Source organism: Micromonospora sp. C28ISP2-4 (assembly GCF_030519385.1).
GTDB lineage: Bacteria > Actinomycetota > Actinomycetes > Mycobacteriales > Micromonosporaceae > Micromonospora > Micromonospora tulbaghiae.
This window is the reverse complement of sequence record NZ_JAUMKG010000001.1, coordinates 414,992-432,780: the sequence shown is the minus strand read 5'-3', so window position 1 is coordinate 432,780 and position 17,789 is coordinate 414,992. Positions and strand designations below refer to the sequence as shown.

At 72.3% G+C, this 17,789-nt stretch carries 14 protein-coding genes; 10 read left to right on the top strand and 4 right to left on the bottom strand.

All coding sequences use genetic code 11. The features are described from left to right. Positions 1-79 precede the first annotated feature (79 nt). The gene (locus Q3W68_RS02010; protein WP_302903819.1) at positions 80-2,476 is read left to right on the top strand and encodes an EAL domain-containing protein; all 2,397 of its coding nucleotides are present in this window, start codon (positions 80-82) and stop codon (positions 2,474-2,476) included. 11 nt (positions 2,477-2,487) lie between these two features. On the opposite strand, the gene Q3W68_RS02005 is transcribed toward Q3W68_RS02010, so the two are convergent. Continuing rightward, the gene (locus tag Q3W68_RS02005) at positions 2,488-3,513 is read right to left on the bottom strand and encodes a LacI family DNA-binding transcriptional regulator (RefSeq protein ID WP_302903818.1); all 1,026 of its coding nucleotides are present in this window, start codon (positions 3,511-3,513) and stop codon (positions 2,488-2,490) included. Positions 3,514-3,861: 348 nt separating this feature from the next. On the opposite strand from Q3W68_RS02005, the gene Q3W68_RS02000 reads away from it, so the two are divergent. The 6 genes from Q3W68_RS02000 to Q3W68_RS01975 all read left to right on the top strand — a co-directional run bounded on the left by Q3W68_RS02000 (position 3,862) and on the right by Q3W68_RS01975 (position 11,519). Further along, positions 3,862-5,145 (top strand): ABC transporter substrate-binding protein, encoded by a 1,284-nt coding sequence (locus tag Q3W68_RS02000; RefSeq protein ID WP_302903817.1) that lies wholly within the window; start codon positions 3,862-3,864, stop codon positions 5,143-5,145. Further along, positions 5,145-6,110, top strand: a complete 966-nt coding sequence (locus Q3W68_RS01995; protein WP_302903816.1) for a carbohydrate ABC transporter permease — start codon at positions 5,145-5,147, stop codon at positions 6,108-6,110. Before Q3W68_RS02000 ends, Q3W68_RS01995 begins: the two co-directional genes overlap by 1 nt. Next, on the top strand, positions 6,107-6,967 hold the full coding sequence (locus Q3W68_RS01990; protein WP_302903815.1) for a carbohydrate ABC transporter permease: 861 nt from the start codon (positions 6,107-6,109) through the stop codon (positions 6,965-6,967). Before Q3W68_RS01995 ends, Q3W68_RS01990 begins: the two co-directional genes overlap by 4 nt. Further along, positions 6,964-9,411, top strand: coding sequence for a glycoside hydrolase family 2 protein (locus tag Q3W68_RS01985; protein WP_302903814.1), 2,448 nt, complete (start codon positions 6,964-6,966; stop codon positions 9,409-9,411). Before Q3W68_RS01990 ends, Q3W68_RS01985 begins: the two co-directional genes overlap by 4 nt. Before the next feature lie 78 nt (positions 9,412-9,489). Beyond that, entirely contained in the window at positions 9,490-9,828 is a 339-nt protein-coding gene (locus Q3W68_RS01980) for a helix-turn-helix transcriptional regulator (RefSeq protein WP_013284484.1), read from the top strand. Between the two features lie 50 nt (positions 9,829-9,878). Then, positions 9,879-11,519 carry a SulP family inorganic anion transporter gene (locus Q3W68_RS01975; RefSeq protein ID WP_302904933.1) on the top strand — a complete coding sequence of 547 codons (1,641 nt, stop codon included), beginning with the start codon at positions 9,879-9,881 and terminating at the stop codon, positions 11,517-11,519. Here the strand turns inward: Q3W68_RS01975 and Q3W68_RS01970 are convergent. After that, the gene (locus tag Q3W68_RS01970; RefSeq protein WP_302903813.1) at positions 11,516-12,217 is read right to left on the bottom strand and encodes a DUF4386 domain-containing protein; all 702 of its coding nucleotides are present in this window, start codon (positions 12,215-12,217) and stop codon (positions 11,516-11,518) included. The genes Q3W68_RS01975 and Q3W68_RS01970 overlap by 4 nt on opposite strands. Before the next feature lie 87 nt (positions 12,218-12,304). Between Q3W68_RS01970 and Q3W68_RS01965 the strand changes: the two genes are divergently transcribed. The 3 genes from Q3W68_RS01965 (at position 12,305) to Q3W68_RS01955 (ending at position 14,958) form a co-directional block, all read left to right on the top strand. Next, on the top strand, positions 12,305-13,009 hold the full coding sequence (locus tag Q3W68_RS01965; RefSeq protein ID WP_302903812.1) for a TetR/AcrR family transcriptional regulator C-terminal domain-containing protein: 705 nt from the start codon (positions 12,305-12,307) through the stop codon (positions 13,007-13,009). 224 nt (positions 13,010-13,233) lie between these two features. Further along, positions 13,234-14,628: a stress response protein gene (locus tag Q3W68_RS01960; RefSeq protein ID WP_302903811.1), complete on the top strand. Its 1,395-nt coding sequence runs from the start codon at positions 13,234-13,236 to the stop codon at positions 14,626-14,628. A gap of 156 nt (positions 14,629-14,784) precedes the next feature. Then, the gene (locus Q3W68_RS01955) at positions 14,785-14,958 is read left to right on the top strand and encodes a hypothetical protein (protein ID WP_302903810.1); all 174 of its coding nucleotides are present in this window, start codon (positions 14,785-14,787) and stop codon (positions 14,956-14,958) included. 104 nt (positions 14,959-15,062) lie between these two features. Here Q3W68_RS01955 and Q3W68_RS01950 read toward each other — a convergent pair whose 3' ends face one another. Both Q3W68_RS01950 and ilvD read right to left on the bottom strand, forming a co-directional pair. Beyond that, on the bottom strand, positions 15,063-15,785 hold the full coding sequence (locus tag Q3W68_RS01950; protein WP_302903809.1) for a hypothetical protein: 723 nt from the start codon (positions 15,783-15,785) through the stop codon (positions 15,063-15,065). 82 nt (positions 15,786-15,867) lie between these two features. After that, positions 15,868-17,715 carry a dihydroxy-acid dehydratase gene (gene ilvD / locus Q3W68_RS01945; protein WP_302903808.1) on the bottom strand — a complete coding sequence of 616 codons (1,848 nt, stop codon included), beginning with the start codon at positions 17,713-17,715 and terminating at the stop codon, positions 15,868-15,870. Positions 17,716-17,789 lie beyond the last annotated feature (74 nt).

The following is a 17,789-nucleotide window of genomic DNA, read 5'->3' as shown; positions in this document are numbered from 1 at the left end:
GATGCGTCCCCGCCCGCTCCGACCCCGCACCGCGTACCGCAACCGCACCGCCCCGTGCCCCCTCACGAAGGCGACCGCCGTGCCCGTCCCCCCTCCCGCCGCTCCCCGCCGGCGATCAGTCCTGCCCGATGTCGCCGTGTCGCTCGCCGGCGCGGCCTTCCTCCTCGCCGGTGTCGCCGGTGCCCTGCCCGGCCCCGCCGCCGCCGCGCTCGCCGTAGCCGGCGGCTTCGCCCTCGCCTGCGTCCGGCTCGCCTGGCTGGCCGGAGCCGCCGCACCGACCAGCATTCCCGCAGCCATCGGTCGCCCCGCACCGACCGACATGCCTGCACCCGGGCGGCGAGCCGCCGAACCCGGACCGCAGCAGCCCGGACCGCAGCAGGCGGTCACGTTGCGGTGGCACGCCGGCGAGGCCACGGACACCGCCCCGGCGCACGGCGCAACGACGACCGGGCGGCGGGCGCGACGCGCTGCCCTGTCCCGTCGGGTCGCCGCCATCCTCGACAGCGCCGTCCTGGTCGCCGGGCTCACCGTCGCGGTGCTGCCGCTGAGCGACGTCGCCCACCGGCTGCCGATCGCGCTGGCCGGGCTGTGCCTCACCGGGGCGCTGCACGTGACGGCCCTGCTGCGCCTGCCCGGCCGGTCCCGGCTGTCCGGGCCGGAGCTGGTCCGTCGTACCGTCGACGTGCTGGCGCTCGGCGTCAGCCTGGTCTTCGCGGGCTGGATGCTGCTGCCGGGCGGCCCGGTCCCGGCCGTCGCCGGGATCGTCGCGGCTGGTGGCGCGGTGGTGCTCGCCGTGCTCGTGGTGGCGTCCGTCGCCGAACGCCGCCGCCGGCCCGGCGCCGCGCGCTGCCACGCCGGGGCCGCGCTGACGCTCGGCGGGCTGACGCTCCTCGTGGTGCTGCTGGCCTACGACGCGCCGGACCGGGCGCTGCCGCTCGTCGCGGCGCCACTGGTGGCCGGGGCGCTGCTCACCGCCGCCGGCGCCCGGCGTACCTCGGGCGGTGAACGACCGGGCCGGGACGTGGCACCGGCCGCCTGGCCCCGCCTCACCGCGCCGGCCGGGATCGCCGCGCTGGCCGCCGGGATCCACCTGGGTACGGCGGGGGAGTTCAGCACCGGCGCGATGGCTCTTGGCCTGGCGGTCATACCGCCGATCATGGCGGGTGAGCTGCTCGCCGCCGCCGACCAGCGCCGCCGGGTGCAACGGCTCGCGGCCCGTGAGGCGTGGTTGCGGCGCCGGCTCGGACCGGACGGCCGGAGGGTCGAGCCGCTGACGCGCGCGGAGCTGGTCACGACGATGGCGGAACGCAGTGGCGGCGCGCTGCTCGTCGTCGACCTGCACGGGGTGGGTGGCGCCGTGCCGGAGTCAGCGGTGCTCTGCGAGGCCGCGCGCCGGCTGCGGGCGGGCTCCGAGACGCACGATCTGGTGGCCCGGCTCGGCGACACGGAGTACGCCGTCCTCACCGATGCCGGGCCGGTGCTCGCGTACGCGCTCGGCCTGCGGCTGCTGGCGGCGCTGGGTGAGCCGTACCCCCGGCCCGGCGGTGCCGTCCGGCTGGGGGTGAGCGTCGGGCTGGCCGAGACCAACGGCGGTGATCCGGAGGACGTGCTGCGCCAGGCGGACCTGGCCCGTCGCCGGGCGGTGCAGCTCGGCCGGGACCGGGTGGAGTGGTACGACGCCTACCTGGAGGAGCAGCTGGTCCGGCGCCTGGATCTGGAGCGGGAGCTGCCCGGTGCGGTGGCGCGCGGTGAGCTGGACCTGGTCTACCAGCCGGTGGTGGCGCTCGCCGACCGGGTGCCGGTGGGCACCGAGGCGCTGTTGCGCTGGCGCAGCCCGGCGCTGGGCACCGTGCTCCCGGCCGAGTTGCTGCCGGTGGCGGCCGACCTCGACCTGACCGGCGAGATCGGGCGGTGGGTGCTGGACCGGGCCTGCCGGCAGCTCGCCGCGTGGTCGGAGGGCGGCCGTGAGCTGTGGATGGCGGTCAACGTGACACCGCGCGAGCTGGCCGCGCCGGACTTCGTGGCGCGTACCGCGACCGCGTTGGCCGCGTACGACGTGGTGCCGGAACGGCTGGTGGTGGAGGTGGCCGAGCCGGTGGTGGGCGCTGAGCTGTCCACTGTGGTGGCGCGGCTGGCCGGTCTGCGGTCGATCGGCGTGCGGATCGCGCTCGACGACTTCCGGGCCGAGCACGCCTCGCTCGCTCAGCTCCGCCGGTTGCCGATCGACCTGCTGAAGGTGGCGCCGCACCTGGTCGGTCCGGGCGGGGACGGGCAGCGTCCGCTGATCGACGTGGTGGCGAACCTGGCCGACCGGCTGGGCGTGGAGCTGGTGGTCGAGGAGTTGGAGTCGGAGGGGCAGGTGGCCGGCGCGCGGCGGGCCGGCTGCCGGTACGGCCAGGGCTTCGCGCTGGCCCGGCCGGCGACCGCCGAGCGGGTCGAGGCGTGGTTCGAGGACCACCCGTCGACCGCCCGGTGAGCTGAACCGGTTCAGCGAGCTGTCGTACGAGGTGGGGCGGTGCTGCCGCGCGGCGTCAGGTGCGCGGTCTCGTCCTGCACGACGGCGGCCGGTTCGCCCGCGATCACGGCCAGGAGCTGCCGGGCGGCGTGCGCGCCGTACGCCGGGATGTCCCGGCCCAGCGCCGTCAGCGGCGGGTGTACCAGCCGGCAGAGCGGTGAGTCGTCCCAGGCCACTATGGACAGGTCACCGGGCACTGTGAGGCCCATCTCCTGGGCCACGGAGAGCCCGGCGATCGCCATCACGTCGTTGTCGTAGATCACCGCTGTCGGCCGCCCGGCGGAGCTGAGCAGCCGGCGGGTGGCGCGCGCGCCCTCCTCGCCGGTGTAGTCGGACCAGACGGTGGTCGCCTCGTCCAGCCCGAGCCGCCGGCACACGCCGGTGAACGCCTCGGTGCGGATCTCGGTGTGCAGCAGCGAGGGCAGCCCGCCGACCCGGGCGATGCGCCGGTGGCCGAGCGCGACCAGGTACTCCACGGTCTCGACCAGGGCCGCCGCGTCGTCGGACCAGACGCTCGCCAGGCCCCCGGTGTGCCCGGGGCCGCCGATCACCACCGCCGGCAGTTGCAGTTCCTCCAGCGCCGGCACCCGCCGGTCGTCGGTGCGCAGGTCGCAGACGAGCACGCCGTCCACCCGGCGCTCGGCCCACCACCGCCGGTAGACGGCGATCTCGGCCTCCTGGTCGCTGACCACCTGGAGCATGAGCGCGTACGAACGGGCCGACAACTCGGCCTCGACGCCGCTGATCAGCTCCATGAAGAACGGCTCGATGCCGAGTATCCGGGCGGGGCGGCACAGCGCCAGCCCGACCGCCTTGGCGGTGGCGCCGGACAGCGCGCGGGCGGCGCTGCTCGGACGGAACCCGATCTCGGCGGCGATGGCGAGGATCCGCTGCCGGGTCGCCTCGGAGACGCCCGGCTGCCCGTTGAGCGCGTACGACACCGCGCCCTTGGAGACCCCGGCGCGCCGGGCGACGTCGGCGATGGTCGGCCGCTTCACCGCAGCGTTCCTCCACTGTGTCCGGCCCTCGCGGGCGTTCCGGTCCGCCGGATCACCGGCGTCTGGTGACGCTACTGCACGCCCCGCCGGGGCCGGGGGCCGCGGCAGCACCGGCGGACGGCATCCGGCGGGCCGTCGCTTGTGCGGTTCAGCTTAGAGCGCCGGCTACCCGGCACCTGCCCTGGACGGCGCGAACGACGGTCGTGAGCGGCGGCAAGGTTGCCGGACGGGCACTTCGGTAACCGGCCGTTGACAGTCATGAATGGGAACCGTACGGTGGCGTCACTTATCCGGTTCAGTCAACGTTCCTCGATATCGGGAGCGTTCCCATTCGGCGCGGAGGATGAGATGAGACGGTCCTGGACGCACCTGGCGCGGGTGGCCGCCGTCGGTGCCGTCAGCCTGGTCATGGTCGCCGCCTGCAGCGGCAGGAGCACCACCGGCGGCTCGGACTCGGCCGGTGGTCAGGTCACGCTGAAAATCAACTTCTGGGGCGACTTCGGCCTCCAGGACCTGAAGGCCAAGTACGAGGCCGAACACCCGAACGTCAGGATCCAGCTCAACTCGGGCGAGTACAACGCGCAGCACGAGGACCTGCAGAAGAAGCTCGTCGCGGGCAACGGCGCGCCGGACATCGCGGCGATCGACGAGGGCTTCATGGTCCAGTTCCGCAGCCAGTCCGACAAGTTCGTCAACCTGCTCGACAAGGGCGCCGGCTCGTACGAGAGCAAGTACCTGCAGTGGAAGTGGAAGCAGTCGCTGTCGGCCGACGGCAAGACGCAGATCGGGCTCGGCACCGACGTCGGGGGCCTGGCCATGTGCTACCGCACCGACCTGTTCAAGGCCGCCGGCCTGCCCACCGAACGCGACCAGGTGTCGGCGCTGTGGCCCACCTGGGACAGGTTCATCGAGGTCGGCCAGCAGTACACGGCGAAGACGAAGAAGAAGTTCATCGACGCCGGCACCAACCTGTTCAACCCGATCCTCGGCCAGCAGCCGGTCGGCTTCTACGACGAGCAGGACCAGCTCCGGATGGAGCAGGGCCCGAAGGTCGCGTTCGACTACACGGTCAGGGCGGTCGGGGCCGGGCTCTCGGCGAACCTGGTGAGCTTCCAGGCCGACTGGGACAAGGGCTTCACCAGCGGCGCGTTCGCGGTGCTCGCCTGCCCGGCCTGGATGCTCGGCCACATCAAGGACACCGCGCCGGGCACCGAGGGCAAGTGGGACGTCGCCGCGGTGCCGGGTGGCGGCGGCAACTGGGGTGGCTCCTTCCTGACGCTGCCCAAGCAGGGCAAGAACGTCGACGAGGCGTACAAGCTGCTGACCTGGCTGGTCGCGCCGGAGCAGCAGATCGAGATCTTCAAGAAGGTCGGCAACCTGCCGTCGCAGCCGGCGCTCTACACCGACCCGGCCATCGCCGACTTCAAGAACCCGTTCTTCAACGACGCCCCGGTCGGCCAGATCTTCCCGAAGATGGCGCAGGGCCTCACCCCGCAGTACCTGGGCCGCAAGAACGGTCCGACCCGGGTGGCCGTGGAGAACGTGATCCGGCGGGTGGAGAACAAGTCGCTCAAGTCCGACGCCGCCTGGTCCGAGGCGGTCAAGGAGGCCGAGAAGGCCGCCACGTCCTGATGTCCAGCACCCGTGCCGGGGCCGGCGACCGGCGGATGACCTGGCGCGACCGGCTGTACCGCTTCGACATGCGGTACATGCCGTACCTGATGATCGCGCCGTTCTTCCTGCTCTTCGTCGTGTTCGGGCTGTTCCCGCTGCTGTTCAACGCGGTCGTGTCGCTGCGCAACTACCGGCTGGACGACCCGACGCTGCCGTACTGGGCGGGCGTGGAGAACTTCAGCCGCCTGGTCGCCGACGAGGACTTCTGGAACGCCCTGGCCAACACGTTCGGCATCTTCCTGCTCTCCACGGTCCCGCAACTGCTGCTCGCGCTGCTCGTCGCGTCGCTGCTCAACCGCAAGCTGCGGGCGCAGACCTGGTGGCGGGTGGGCGTGCTGCTGCCGTACGTCACACCGATCGTGGCCTCGACGATGGTGTTCAGCGTCTTCTTCTCCCGCGACTTCGGCATGGCCAACTGGGCGCTCGGCCTGCTCGGCATCGGCGGCCCGGACGACCCGATCGACTGGCGGGCGGACAAGCTGCACGCCTGGATCGCCATCGCCACCATGGTCAACTGGAAGTGGATCGGCTACAACGCGCTGCTCTACCTGGCCGCCATGCAGTCCATCCCGCGTGACGTCTACGAGGCCGCCGCGATCGACGGCGCCGGGCAGTGGAAGCAGCTCTGGCGCATCACCGTGCCGATGATCCAGCCGGTGGTCCTGTTCACGGTCATCCTGTCCACCATCGGCGGGTTGCAGCTGTTCACCGAGCCGATGCTGTTCGACCCGAACGCGCAGGCCGCTACCGGCGGGCCGGACGGCGAGTGGCAGACCATCGCCCAGCTCATCTACAAGGTCGGCTGGAAGGACCTCAACCTGGGGTACGCCGCCGCGATGTCGTGGGCGCTGTTCCTGATCATCCTGGTCGTGGCCGGCGTCAACTACCTGCTGACCAACCGACTCTCCGGAGGCCGCCGGTGACGACGCGACGCGTGGTGGCCCGGGCGCCGCAGGACACCCCGGCCGGGCTCTGGACCTACCTGCTGCTCGCGGTGAGCATGCTGTTCGCCGCGTTCCCGCTCTACTGGATGTTCGTCATCGCCACCAGCGACGACGAGGCGCTGGCGAAGCTGCCACCCGCGGTTGTCCCCGGCGACCGCTTCCTGACCAACGTCGACGAGGTCTTCTCCCTCCAGGACGTCTACTTCGCCGCGTCTCTCGTCAACAGCGTCATCGTCTCCGCCGTGGTGACCGCCTCGGTGCTGTTCTTCTGCTCGCTGGCCGGCTTCGCCTTCGCCAAGCTGCGCTTCCGAGGCAGCCGCGCGCTGATGCTGTTCGTGGTGCTCACGCTCACCGTGCCCAACCAGCTCGGCATCGTCGCGCTCTACATCGTGATGGGCAAGCTCGGCTGGAACGGCACGCTGCTCGCCGTGATCGCGCCCGGCCTGGTCACCGCGTTCGGCGTGTTCTACATGCGGCAGTTCATCGTGAACACCGTCCCGGACGAGCTGATCGAGTCGGCCCGGGTCGACGGCGCCACGACCATGCGGGTGTACGCGACGATCGTGCTCCCGGCGATCCGCCCGGCCCTGGCGGTGCTCGGCCTGCTCACGTTCGTGGCCACCTGGAACGACTTCCAGTGGCCGCTGATCACGCTCAGCGGCACCGACTACCCGACGTCGATGGTGGCGGTCTCCGACCTGGCGAGCGGCAACTACGTGATCTACCGGCGGGTGCTCGCGGGGACGTTCATCGCCACCGTTCCCCTGCTGGTCATGCTGTTCATCGGTGGGCGTCAGATCGTCCGCGGAATCATGGAAGGCGCGGTGAAGTCGTGAGCCGTCGAACGCTGCTGCACGAGGGGTGGACGCTGCGGGCCGAGGCCGGCCCGGCGGTGCCGCCGGAGATCGCCGGGACGGCGGTGCCGGCGACGGTGCCCGGTTGCGTGCACACCGATCTGCTTGCGGCGGGCCTCATCCCCGACCCGTACCTGGACGACAACGAGAACCGCCTCACCTGGATCGGCCGCACCGACTGGGTCTACGAGACGACATTTCCCTGGCAGCGAGGCGACGGCGACCGGGTCGACCTGGTCTGCGCGGGCCTCGACACGGTCGCCACCGTCACGCTCAACGGCGTCGAGGTCGGCCGCACCGAGAACCAGCACCGCTCGTACCGCTTCGACGTCCGCGCGCTGCTGCGCCCGGACGGCAACACACTGGCCGTACGCTTCGACTCCCCCTACCGGTACGCCGAGGCGCACCGGGACCGGCTCGGCGACCGGCCGAACGCGTACCCGGAGCCGTTCCAGTTCATCAGGAAGACCGCCTGCAACTTCGGCTGGGACTGGGGACCGACGCTCGTCACCGCCGGCATCTGGCGCGAGATCGGCCTGCACGCCTGGTCCACCGCCCGGCTGGCCTCGGTCCGGCCGCTGGTCACAGTCGTCGACGGCACCGGCCGGGTGGAGCTGCACGTGGAGGTCGAGCGAGCCGCCGGCGAGCCGCTGACCGTACGCGCCGCCGCCGCCGGGGTCACCGCCGAGGTCGCCGTACCGGCGGGGGAGCGGACCGCCGTCGTGACGCTCACCGTCGCGGACCCCGCGCTGTGGTGGCCGATCGGGTACGGGGACCAGCCCCTGTACGACCTCGACGTGAGCCTGCACGGCGCCGACGGCCGGGAGCTGGACGCCGCGTCCCGCCGGATCGGCTTCCGTTCGGTCCGGCTGGACACCACGCCCGACGCGCACGGCACCCCGTTCGCGCTGGACGTCAACGACGTGCCGGTGTTCGTCAAGGGCGTCAACTGGATCCCCGACGACGCGTTCCCGAACCGGGTCACCCGGGAGCGCCTCGCGCAGCGGTTCGCCCAGGCAGCCGGCGCCAACGTCAACCTGCTGCGCGTGTGGGGCGGCGGCCGGTACGAGTCGGACGACTTCTACGAGCTGGCCGACGAGCTGGGCCTGTTGGTGCAGCAGGACTTCCTGTTCGCCTGCGCGGCGTACCCGGAGGAGGAACCGTTCCGCACCGAGGTCGAGGCGGAGGCGCGGGAGCAGGTGACGCGCCTCGCCGGGCACCCCTCGCTGGTGCTCTGGACCGGCAACAACGAGAACATCTGGGGCTGGCACGACTGGGACTGGCAGGAACCACTGGCCGGGCGCACCTGGGGACGCGGCTACTACCTGGAACTGCTCCCCGCTGTCGTCGGCGAGCTGGACCCGACGGTCCCGTACTGGCCGGGTAGCCCCTGGTCCGGCAGCGAGGACCTGCACCCCAACGACCCGGCACACGGCACCACGCACATCTGGGACGTGTGGAACACCGACGACTACACCCGCTACCGGGACTACGTGCCCCGCTTCGTGGCCGAGTTCGGCTACCAGGCGCCGCCCGCGTACGCGACGCTGCGCCGGGCCCTCTCCGACGACCCGCTCGCGCACGACTCGCCGGGCATGGCGCACCACCAGAAGGCGGCCGACGGGGACCGGAAGCTGCGGCGCGGGCTCGACGCCCACCTGCCGCCGCCCGCCGGCTTCGACGACTGGCACTACCTCACCCAGCTCAACCAGGCCCGCGCCATCCAGCTCGGCGTCGAGCACTTCCGCTCGCACCGGCCGGTCTGCACGGGCACCGTCGTGTGGCAGCTCAACGACTGCTGGCCGGTCACATCCTGGTCGGCCGTCGACGGCGACGGCCGGCGCAAACCCCTCTGGTACGCGCTGCGCCACGCCTACGCCGACCGGCTGCTGACGGTGCAGCCGCGCGACGGTGGGCTGGCCCTTGTCGCGGTGAACGAGACCGCCGACGCGTGGAGCGGGCCGGCCACCGTCACCCGGCTGACAGTCACCGGGGAGCCGAGGGCGAAGACCTCGGTCGACCTCCACGTCCCCGCGTACTCCTCGGTGGTGCTGGCGCTGCCGGCGGAGCTGGCGCGGCCGGACGACGGCCGCGCGGAACTGCTCGTCGCGGACGCCGGGGACGCCGCGGAGCGCGCGCTGTGGTTCTTCGCCGAGGACCGCGACGTGCGCTGGCCGGCGGCGGAGTGGGACGCGGCGGTCGAACCGGCGGACGGCGGCCGGCGGGTCCGGGTGACCGCACGGACGGTGCTGCGCGACCTGACGCTGTTCCCGGACCGCCTCGATCCGGCCGCGCAGGTGGATCGGGCCCTGGTGACGTTGCTGCCGGGGGAGAGCGTCGTCTTCACGGTGAGCACCACGCGCCCGCTCGATGCCGACGCGCTGACCTCCCGGCCGGTGCTGCGCTGCGTCAACGACCTGATCTGAGAGGCCCGGCCTCCATCTCCGTCGATTTGAAGATTTCTGCAAGTGCTAAAGTCTTCAGAGTCGTCGGAGGGGTGAGTCGTGTCGGTGCCGCTGTACCAGGCCAAGGCGGAGCTGTTCCGCACCCTCGGGCACCCCGTTCGCATCCGGGTGCTCGAACTGCTCCAGGACGGGCCCAAGCCGGTCCGCGACCTGCTCGCCGCCATCGACGTGGAGGCGTCCAACCTCTCCCAGCAACTCGCCGTGCTGCGCCGCGCCGGCATGGTCACCTCGTACCGCGACGGCCCCCTGGTCATGTACGCGCTCAGCACCCCCGACGTCGCCGACCTGCTCGCCGCCGGACGGCGCATCCTCGGCGCGGTCCTCACCGACCGGGACGCCCTGCTGGACGAACTAAGGGCCTCGGGGACGGACCGGTGAGCGCGGCGGCTGCCGCTCGCGCCGGTGACGTCGCACGGCAGGCGGGCCGGCTGTTCGGCGGACTGCTGCCCGGCCGGTCCGACTGGGCAGCAGTGCGCCGCTCGCCCCGGCGCGATCTGCTCGCCGGGCTCACCGTCGCGGTGGTGGCGCTGCCCCTGGCGCTCGCCTTCGGCGTCACCTCCGGGCTCGGCGCGCAGGCCGGCCTGGTCACCGCCGTCGTCGCCGGAGCCGTCGCGGCGGTCTTCGGCGGCTCCAACCTCCAGGTCTCCGGCCCCACCGGGGCCATGACAGTCGTGCTGGTGCCGGTGGTGCAGCAGTTCGGCGCCGGAGGCGTGCTGATGGTCGGCGCGCTGGCCGGGCTGATCCTGATCGCGCTGGCAGTGGCCCGCCTGGGCCGGTACGTCCGCTACCTGCCGGCCCCGGTGATCGAGGGCTTCACCGCCGGCATCGCCGTGGTCATCGCGCTGCAACAGGTACCGGCCGCGCTCGGCGTCACCGGCGCGCACGGCGAGAAGGTGTGGGCGGTGGCCGCCGACGCGGTCGCCCGGTTCGCCGCGCAGCCCCGGCCCGCCGCGATCGCCGTCGCGCTCGGCGTGGCAGCACTCATGCTGCTCGGCGGCCGGTGGCGGCCCGCCGTACCGTTCTCCCTGGTCGGAGTGGCCGCCGCGACTGTTCTCGCCGAGCTGGCCCCGATCGACCTGGCCCGGATCGGCGAGCTGCCGCAAGGGCTGCCCGCGCCGTCGCTGAGCTTCCTGGATCTCGGCGCGCTGGGCGTCCTGCTGCCGAGCGCCCTCGCCGTGGCCGCGCTCGCCGCCCTGGAGAGCCTGCTCTCCGCCACGGTGGCGGACGGCATGACGGTCGGCGAGCGGCACGACCCGGACCGGGAACTATTCGGCCAGGGCCTGGCCAACCTCGCCTCCCCGGTCTTCGGCGGCATCCCGGCGACCGCCGCCATCGCCCGTACCGCCGTCAACGTCCGCGCCGGTGCGTCCTCGAAGCTCGCCGCGCTCACCCACGCGGTAGCCCTCGCCGCGATCGTGCTCGCCGCCGCCCCGCTGGTCGGCCGCATCCCGCTGGCCGCGCTGGCCGGGGTGCTGCTCGCCACCACGGTCCGGATGGTGGAGGCGGCCTCCCTGCTCGCGCTGATGCGGGCCACCCGCGCCGACGCGGTGGTGCTGGTGCTGACGTTCGCCGTCACGGTGATCTGGGACCTGGTGACAGCCGTTGTCGTCGGGCTCGCCGTCGCTGCCGTGCTGGCGCTGCGCGCGGTGGCCCGCAGCGCCAAGCTGGAACAGGTGCCGCTGGACACCGGCGAGCACAGCGCCGAGGAGCACGCGCTGCTGGCCGAGCACATCGTGGCGTACCGCCTGGACGGTCCGCTCTTCTTCGCCGCCGCGCACACGTTCCTGCTGGAGCTGGCCGAGGTGGCCGACGTGCGGGTGGTGATCCTGCGGATGTCCCGCGTCTCCACCATCGACGCGACGGGCGCCCAGGTGCTCGGCGACGCGATCGCGCGGCTGCGGGCCCGGGGGATCACCGTGCTGCTCTCCGGCATCACCCCGGGCCACGACCAGGTGCTCAGCGCCCTCGGCGTCGCCGACGAGCTGCGCCGCGAGGGCCTGGTGTTCGGCGACACCCCGGCCGCGATCCGGTACGCCCGGGGTGTCGCCCTCGCCGCGAGCCCGGCCTAGGCTTCGGCCCCTTCGAGTGCCTGCCCGCGCACGCCCGCGTCCTCCGGCTGCCTGCGCACGCCGAGGACGATCAGGTAGCCGAGGATCCAGACCTCGCCCACGGTGGCCGGGACCACCAGCAGGTCCCCGACGATGCCGGCGCCGGGGGCGAGGTACGCGACGAACGTCATGAGCACGTAGCCGGCACCGCCGGCGACGAGGACCCAGCCCAGCGGCCGGGGCAGCCAGCCCGACCGGAGCACGCACCAGCCCATCGGCACCAGCCAGAGGCCGAAGAAGAGGCCGCCCACCTCCCACAGGTTCCCGCTGACCAGATAGAGCAGCTGGACGGTGCCGGCGTCGCCCGGCCCGGCGGTCGCGGCCTGCAGAGCCGTCGCGAGGACGGCGGCGCTGCCGAGGATCGCGACGGCGTTGACCAGCCCGAAGGCGGCGATGCTGCCCGCGGCGGTGCTGCCGACGGTACGGAACAGCCGGTAGAACCAGACGGCGGTGAGCGCCTGGGTGAGGACGACCAGCAGTTCGAGCGCGATGCCGGCGCGTGCCAGCGACTCGTGGGCCACCAGGTTGGCGAGCGTCGCGCCCGCGTCGTCCGCGTCGAAGATCATCGGGCGGACGGTGAGGAACCCCAGGGCACCGGTGACGGCGAGCCCGAGGTAGAACAGCCCGGTCACGCGGGCGGTACGGATCAGCTGGTGCATGGCGGCTCCTCGGGGGTGGGTCGACGTGCCGTGGCGGGGGTCGCCTTACGTAGTAAGGCCAACCGTACGTTGTAAGGTCAAGGGGAGATGGGAAGCCGGATGGGAGCGCGGAAACCTCGGGAGCCGCTGAGCCGCGAGCGAGCCCTGGCCAGCGCGATCGCCCTGGTCGACGCCGAAGGGATGGCCGCGCTCACGATGCGCCGGCTCGCCGCCGAACTCGGCGTCGAGGCCATGTCGCTCTACCACCACCTGCCCGGCAAGGCCGGACTGCTCGACGGCCTCGTGGACGCCGTCGCCGCGGAGATCACCTCAGCCGCCGAGCGGGCCGAGGCGGACGCGCCCGGCGCCGACTGGCGAACCCGGCTGCGGCTGCGCTTCCTCGCCGCGCGTGCCGTCATGCTGCGGCACCCGTGGGCCCCGGCGCTGCTCAGCTCCCGCCCCACCGTCCCCGCCGGGCTGTACGCCTACTACGACGGGATCCTCGCCACGCTCGTCGGCGGCGGCTTCTCGTACCGGATCGCCCACCGGGCGCTGCACGCCTTCGGCAGCCTGGCGCTCGGCTTCGCCCAGGAGGTGTTCCGGCCGGACGCGGGCGGGGAGGCGGACGCGGAGGCCGCGGAGGCCGAGATGGTGGCGCTGGCCGAACGGCTGCCGCACCTGGCCGCGATGGTCGCCGCCGAGACGCACGACATGGCGGATCCGACACTCGGGTGGTGCGACAGTCAGACCGAGTTCGAGTTCACCCTCGACCTGCTCTTCGACGGCCTGGAACGACACCTGCCGCGCGCCTGAGTCCGTCGGTGGAACGCATTCGCAGTCAGGTATCGGACTGATAAGCCGACCAGAGCCGAATTGATGACACCGGCTATCCGTCCGGCAGTCGGTTTCCACCGGGACGGATCGCTCGACATCCGACTGGTCAACTCTTTCCGTTCGTACGCGCCAGTTGTCGCGCCGCTTTCCGGCCGGGCTCGCGAGTAACTTCTCGTACCACCGCATTCACGAGGAGTCACTTTATGTCTGAGGAAACCTGGCTCGCGGCCCGCCTGATCCCCACTTCCGGGATCAACGGCGCGGAGGAGCAGGAACGCCGGGCGACCTCCGCCCTGCTGGCGGTGATGAGCGCGGTCCGGGAGTTCGGACGTGTCCTGACCCAGTCCGTCGGCGCGCCGGCCGGAGTGGTGCAGACCTTCATCGAGGTTCCCTTCAAACTCGGAAACCAGCAGCTATTCCCGGACGGTCTCATTCGCGTCACCAGGGGACAACGCCAGTGGACCGCACTCGTGGAGGTGAAGACCGGCAGTAACCCGCTGCGGTCCGAGCAGTTGGAGGCCTATCTGGACATCGCACGGGAGCAGGGATTCGACGCCCTCATCACGATCTCCAACGAGATCGCCCCCGTCCCGGGCCAGCACCCGACGACCGTCGACCGGCGGAAACTCCGCAAGGTCGCCCTGTACCACCTGCCATGGACGGAGATCCTCACCCAGGCGGTGATTCAGAAGGAATACCGCGGCGTCGCAGACCCGGATCAGGCATGGGTTCTGGGCGAGTTGATCCGATACCTCGAACACCCGCGCTCAGGCGCTCTTGAGTTCAGCGACATGGGGCCGGCGTGGGTACAGGTTCGGGATGGGGTGTCTGCCGGGACACTGCGGGCGGGTGACGGTGCGGCAGCGCAGGTCGCCGGACGCTTCGACGCCCTGATCCGTTACGCGTGCCTCCGACTCGGTCGACGGCTCGGTACCGACGTGACTCCCGCTCTGAGCCGCCGCGACCTCGCCGATCCGGCCGCGCGCACCCAGTCGCTCGCCAACCAGCTCGCCAGTGCAGGCACCCTGACCGGCAGCATCCGGATTCCGGGTGCGGTCGGCCACCTTCACGTCACCGCCGATCTGCGGGCAGGGCAGATCGTCTGCCACGTCGATGTCGACGCCCCACGCTCTGGCCGGCCGACAACCCGGGTGAACTGGCTGGTCCGTCAACTGAAGGACGCGCCGGACACGGTCCGGATCGAGGCATTCGTGATGCACGCCCGAGGCGGCGGCGCCACCGATCTCCTCCGCCAGATCCGCGCCGAGCCGACGACGCTCATCAGCGACCCCTCGCGCGAACTGCGGGCATTCCGCATCGCCCAGAGCACGACCGCGGGAACCAAGCGTGGCAGCGGTCGGGGCGCCTTCATCGACTCCGTGCTGCACGCCATCGACGACTTCTACGAGCAGATCATCCAGAACCTCAAGCCGTGGATGCCCGCGCCGCCCCGGTTGCGTACGTCGGAGGACGTAATTCCCGTACAGCCGGTCGCCTCCAGCCTCGTCTCCACCGCCATCTCCTCGCAGGACAGCCCTGAGTTCGACACCCGGGAAACGCCCGGCACCCCTGGATCGCCGGACCGCTCCGGCGAGTGACCCCACCGTTCCGCCCGTAGTGAGGTCGGTCGGCTGGACCCCTACCCGGCCGGGCCTGGTCGAGGCCTGGAAGACGGTCCGCCTCTGACGGACAGGCGCGGTCGACGGGCTGCGGCCGGGCGGGTTCGGGCGGCGGCCGGCGGGTACCAGGACGGCATGACTGATCCGGTTGAGCTGTCCGAACTGCACGCCGGAGGCGCCGACCCCGACGGCGTCACCCCGGACGAGCCGCACGCGGACCTGGACGGGACCGACGAGAACTCACCGGCGGAGTTCGGCCTGCCGACAGACGGCACCGCCCCCGCCGAGGAGAACCCCACCCAGTCCTGACGCGCGCCGCCGTCGTCGCCGCGCCGTGGGTGGAACGTCATGGGTGTCTACGGCCCCGTTTGACACCCATGACGTTCCACCGACGGTTGTGAGGGCTGAGAGCGCTAGTTGGGCAGGGCGGCGAGGCCGGCCAGCAGTTCCCACCGCTCGGCCTCGGTGAGCACCGCGTACGCCGGCTCGTCACGGCGGTCGGTGTCCGCCTCGATCGCCGTACGCTCCGGTCCGTCCGGCAGCGCCCGGATCTCGTCAGCGGTCAGTCCGGCGGCCCGCCACGCGGCACGGTGGGCGTCGGCCCGGTGGTGGCGCAGCGAGCCGAGCCGGGTGACCAGCAGCAGTGCCGGGGAGGCGCCCTTCGGCTCGTACGGCGGGGACATCGCCCGGAACACCGGCCCGCCGGTGGCCTGCGCGTGCGTCAGGACCCGGCCGACCAGGTCGGCGAGGCGGGGCACGATGTTGAGACCGGGCAGCACGCCGGGCAGCATCGTCCACAGTTCCTCGGCGGCCTCACCGGTGGCCCGCTGGGCGAACAGCGTCAGCTCGCGGCCGAGGTCGGTGAGGTGCCACGCGCCCTCGGCGTCCCGGACGACGATGCCCTGCTCCAGCTCCTCGTCCATGCTTCCGGAGGTGTAGATCAGGCCGTCGGCCAGCGCCTCGGCCGGCATCGGCCGGGCCAGCACCCCGGAGAAGAAGCTGTTCTCCGCGCCGAGTGTGCAGCCCCGCTCGGCGTAGAAGGCCTCCATCCGGGCGCGGGCGCCCAATCGGGTGCCCACATAGACCCGGTCGATCGCCGGCCGGACCAGTCGCGCGTAGCTCACCGTCGTCTCCACGCCGCCGGACCCTACCGGCGCGCGGGTGTTAAGAAGGGCCCCCTGCTCTACCGGAGGCGTTAAGAGGGGGCCCTTCCTTAACTCACTCCGGGACGCGGCGGTAGGCGCCGTCGCTGGCCGAGGTCGCCATCGACGCGTACGCGCGCAGCGCCGCCGACACCGGACGCTGCCTGTCGACCGGGGTGTACGGGCGGTCCCGCTTCTCCTCGGCCACCCGGCGCGCCTCCAGCTCGTCGGCGGGCACGTTCAGCTCGATCGACCGGCCCGGGATGTCGATGACGATCTCGTCGCCGTCGCGCACCAGCGCGATCAGCCCGCCCGAGGCGGCCTCCGGGGAGACGTGCCCGATGGACAGGCCGGAGGTGCCGCCGGAGAACCGGCCGTCGGTCAGCAGCGCGCAGGAACGGCCCAGCCCGCGGCCCTTGAGGAACGAGGTGGGGTAGAGCATCTCCTGCATGCCGGGGCCGCCCTTCGGGCCCTCGTACCGGATCACCACCACGTCGCCGGCGACGATCTCCTTGGCGAGGATCGCGGTCACCGCGTCGTCCTGCGACTCGTAGACCTTGGCCGGGCCGCGGAACGTCAGGCACTCCTCGGGCACACCGGCGGTCTTCACCACGCAGCCGGCCGGCGCGAGGTTGCCGTGCAGGATGGCCAGGCCGCCGTCCGCGCTGTACGCGTGCTCCAGGTCCCGGATGCAGCCGCCGGCCGCGTCGGTGTCCAGTGACGACCAGCGGTTGGTGGTGGAGAACGGCTCGGTGGTGCGCACCCCGCCCGGCGCGGCGTGGAACAGCTCGACCGCCTCTCGCGTGGCCGAGCCGCCCCGGACGTCCCAGTCGGCCAGCCACTTGTCGAGGTCGGGGGAGTGCACCGCGCGCACGTCGCGGTGCAGCAGCCCGGCGCGGTCCAGTTCGCCGAGGATGGCCGGGATGCCGCCGGCCCGGTGCACGTCCTCCATGTGGTAGTTCGGGGAGTTCGGGGCGACCTTGGCCAGGCACGGCACCCGGCGGGAGATCGCGTCGATGTCGGCGACGCCGAAGTCCAGCTCCGCCTCGCGGGCGGCGGCGAGCAGGTGCAGCACCGTGTTCGTGGAGCCGCCCATCGCCACGTCGAGGGCGATCGCGTTCTCGAACGCCTCCCGGCCGGCGATCGAGCGCGGCAGCACCGAGGCGTCGTCCTTCTCGTACCACTGCTTGGCGATCTCGACGACGGTGCGCCCGGCCTCGACGAACAGCGACCGCCGCGCGGCGTGGGTGGCGAGCGTCGACCCGTTGCCGGGCAGCGCCAGACCGATCGCCTCGGTGAGGCAGTTCATCGAGTTGGCGGTGAACATGCCGGAGCAGGAGCCGCAGGTGGGGCACGCGGAGCGCTCGATCTCGCCGAGCTGGTCGTCGGTGACCGCCTCGTTCGAGGAGGCGATCATGGCGTCGATCAGGTCGATCTTGGAGTGCACCACGCCCTCGATCGCCACCGTCTTGCCGGCCTCCATCGGGCCGCCGGAGACGAAGACGGTGGGGATGTTGAGCCGCAGCGCGGCCAGCAGCATGCCCGGGGTGATCTTGTCGCAGTTGGAGATGCAGACCAGGGCGTCCGCGCAGTGCGCGTTGACCATGTACTCCACCGCGTCGGCGATCAGCTCCCGGCTGGGCAGGGAGTAGAGCATGCCGCCGTGGCCCATGGCGATGCCGTCGTCCACGGCGATCGTGTTGAACTCCCGGCCGACGCCGCCGGCCTCCGCGACCGCGTCGGCGACCAGGCCGCCGAGGTCCTTGAGGTGGACGTGACCGGGTACGAACTGGGTGAAACTGTTCGCGATGGCGACGATCGGCTTGCCGAAGTCGTCGTCGGTCATCCCGGTGGCCCGCCAGAGGGCCCGGGCGCCGGCCATCGTCCGACCGTGGGTGGAGGTCCTCGACCGCAGCTCAGGCATGACAACCAGTCTGACACCATCCGCGCGGCGATCCCCCGGCGCGCACCCTGTGTCCCAACAGTTGCACACCCGGT

Coding starts and splice junctions, on each gene's coding strand:
- Q3W68_RS02000 (WP_302903817.1), top strand. CDS start 3,862: ATGAGACGGTCCTGGACGCACCTGGCGCGGGTGGCCGCCGTCGGTGCC.
- Q3W68_RS01995 (WP_302903816.1), top strand. CDS start 5,145: ATGTCCAGCACCCGTGCCGGGGCCGGCGACCGGCGGATGACCTGGCGC.
- Q3W68_RS01970 (WP_302903813.1), bottom strand. CDS start 12,217: ATGCACCAGCTGATCCGTACCGCCCGCGTGACCGGGCTGTTCTACCTC.
- Q3W68_RS01965 (WP_302903812.1), top strand. CDS start 12,305: ATGGGAAGCCGGATGGGAGCGCGGAAACCTCGGGAGCCGCTGAGCCGC.
- Q3W68_RS01960 (WP_302903811.1), top strand. CDS start 13,234: ATGTCTGAGGAAACCTGGCTCGCGGCCCGCCTGATCCCCACTTCCGGG.
- Q3W68_RS01955 (WP_302903810.1), top strand. CDS start 14,785: ATGACTGATCCGGTTGAGCTGTCCGAACTGCACGCCGGAGGCGCCGAC.
- ilvD (WP_302903808.1), bottom strand. CDS start 17,715: ATGCCTGAGCTGCGGTCGAGGACCTCCACCCACGGTCGGACGATGGCC.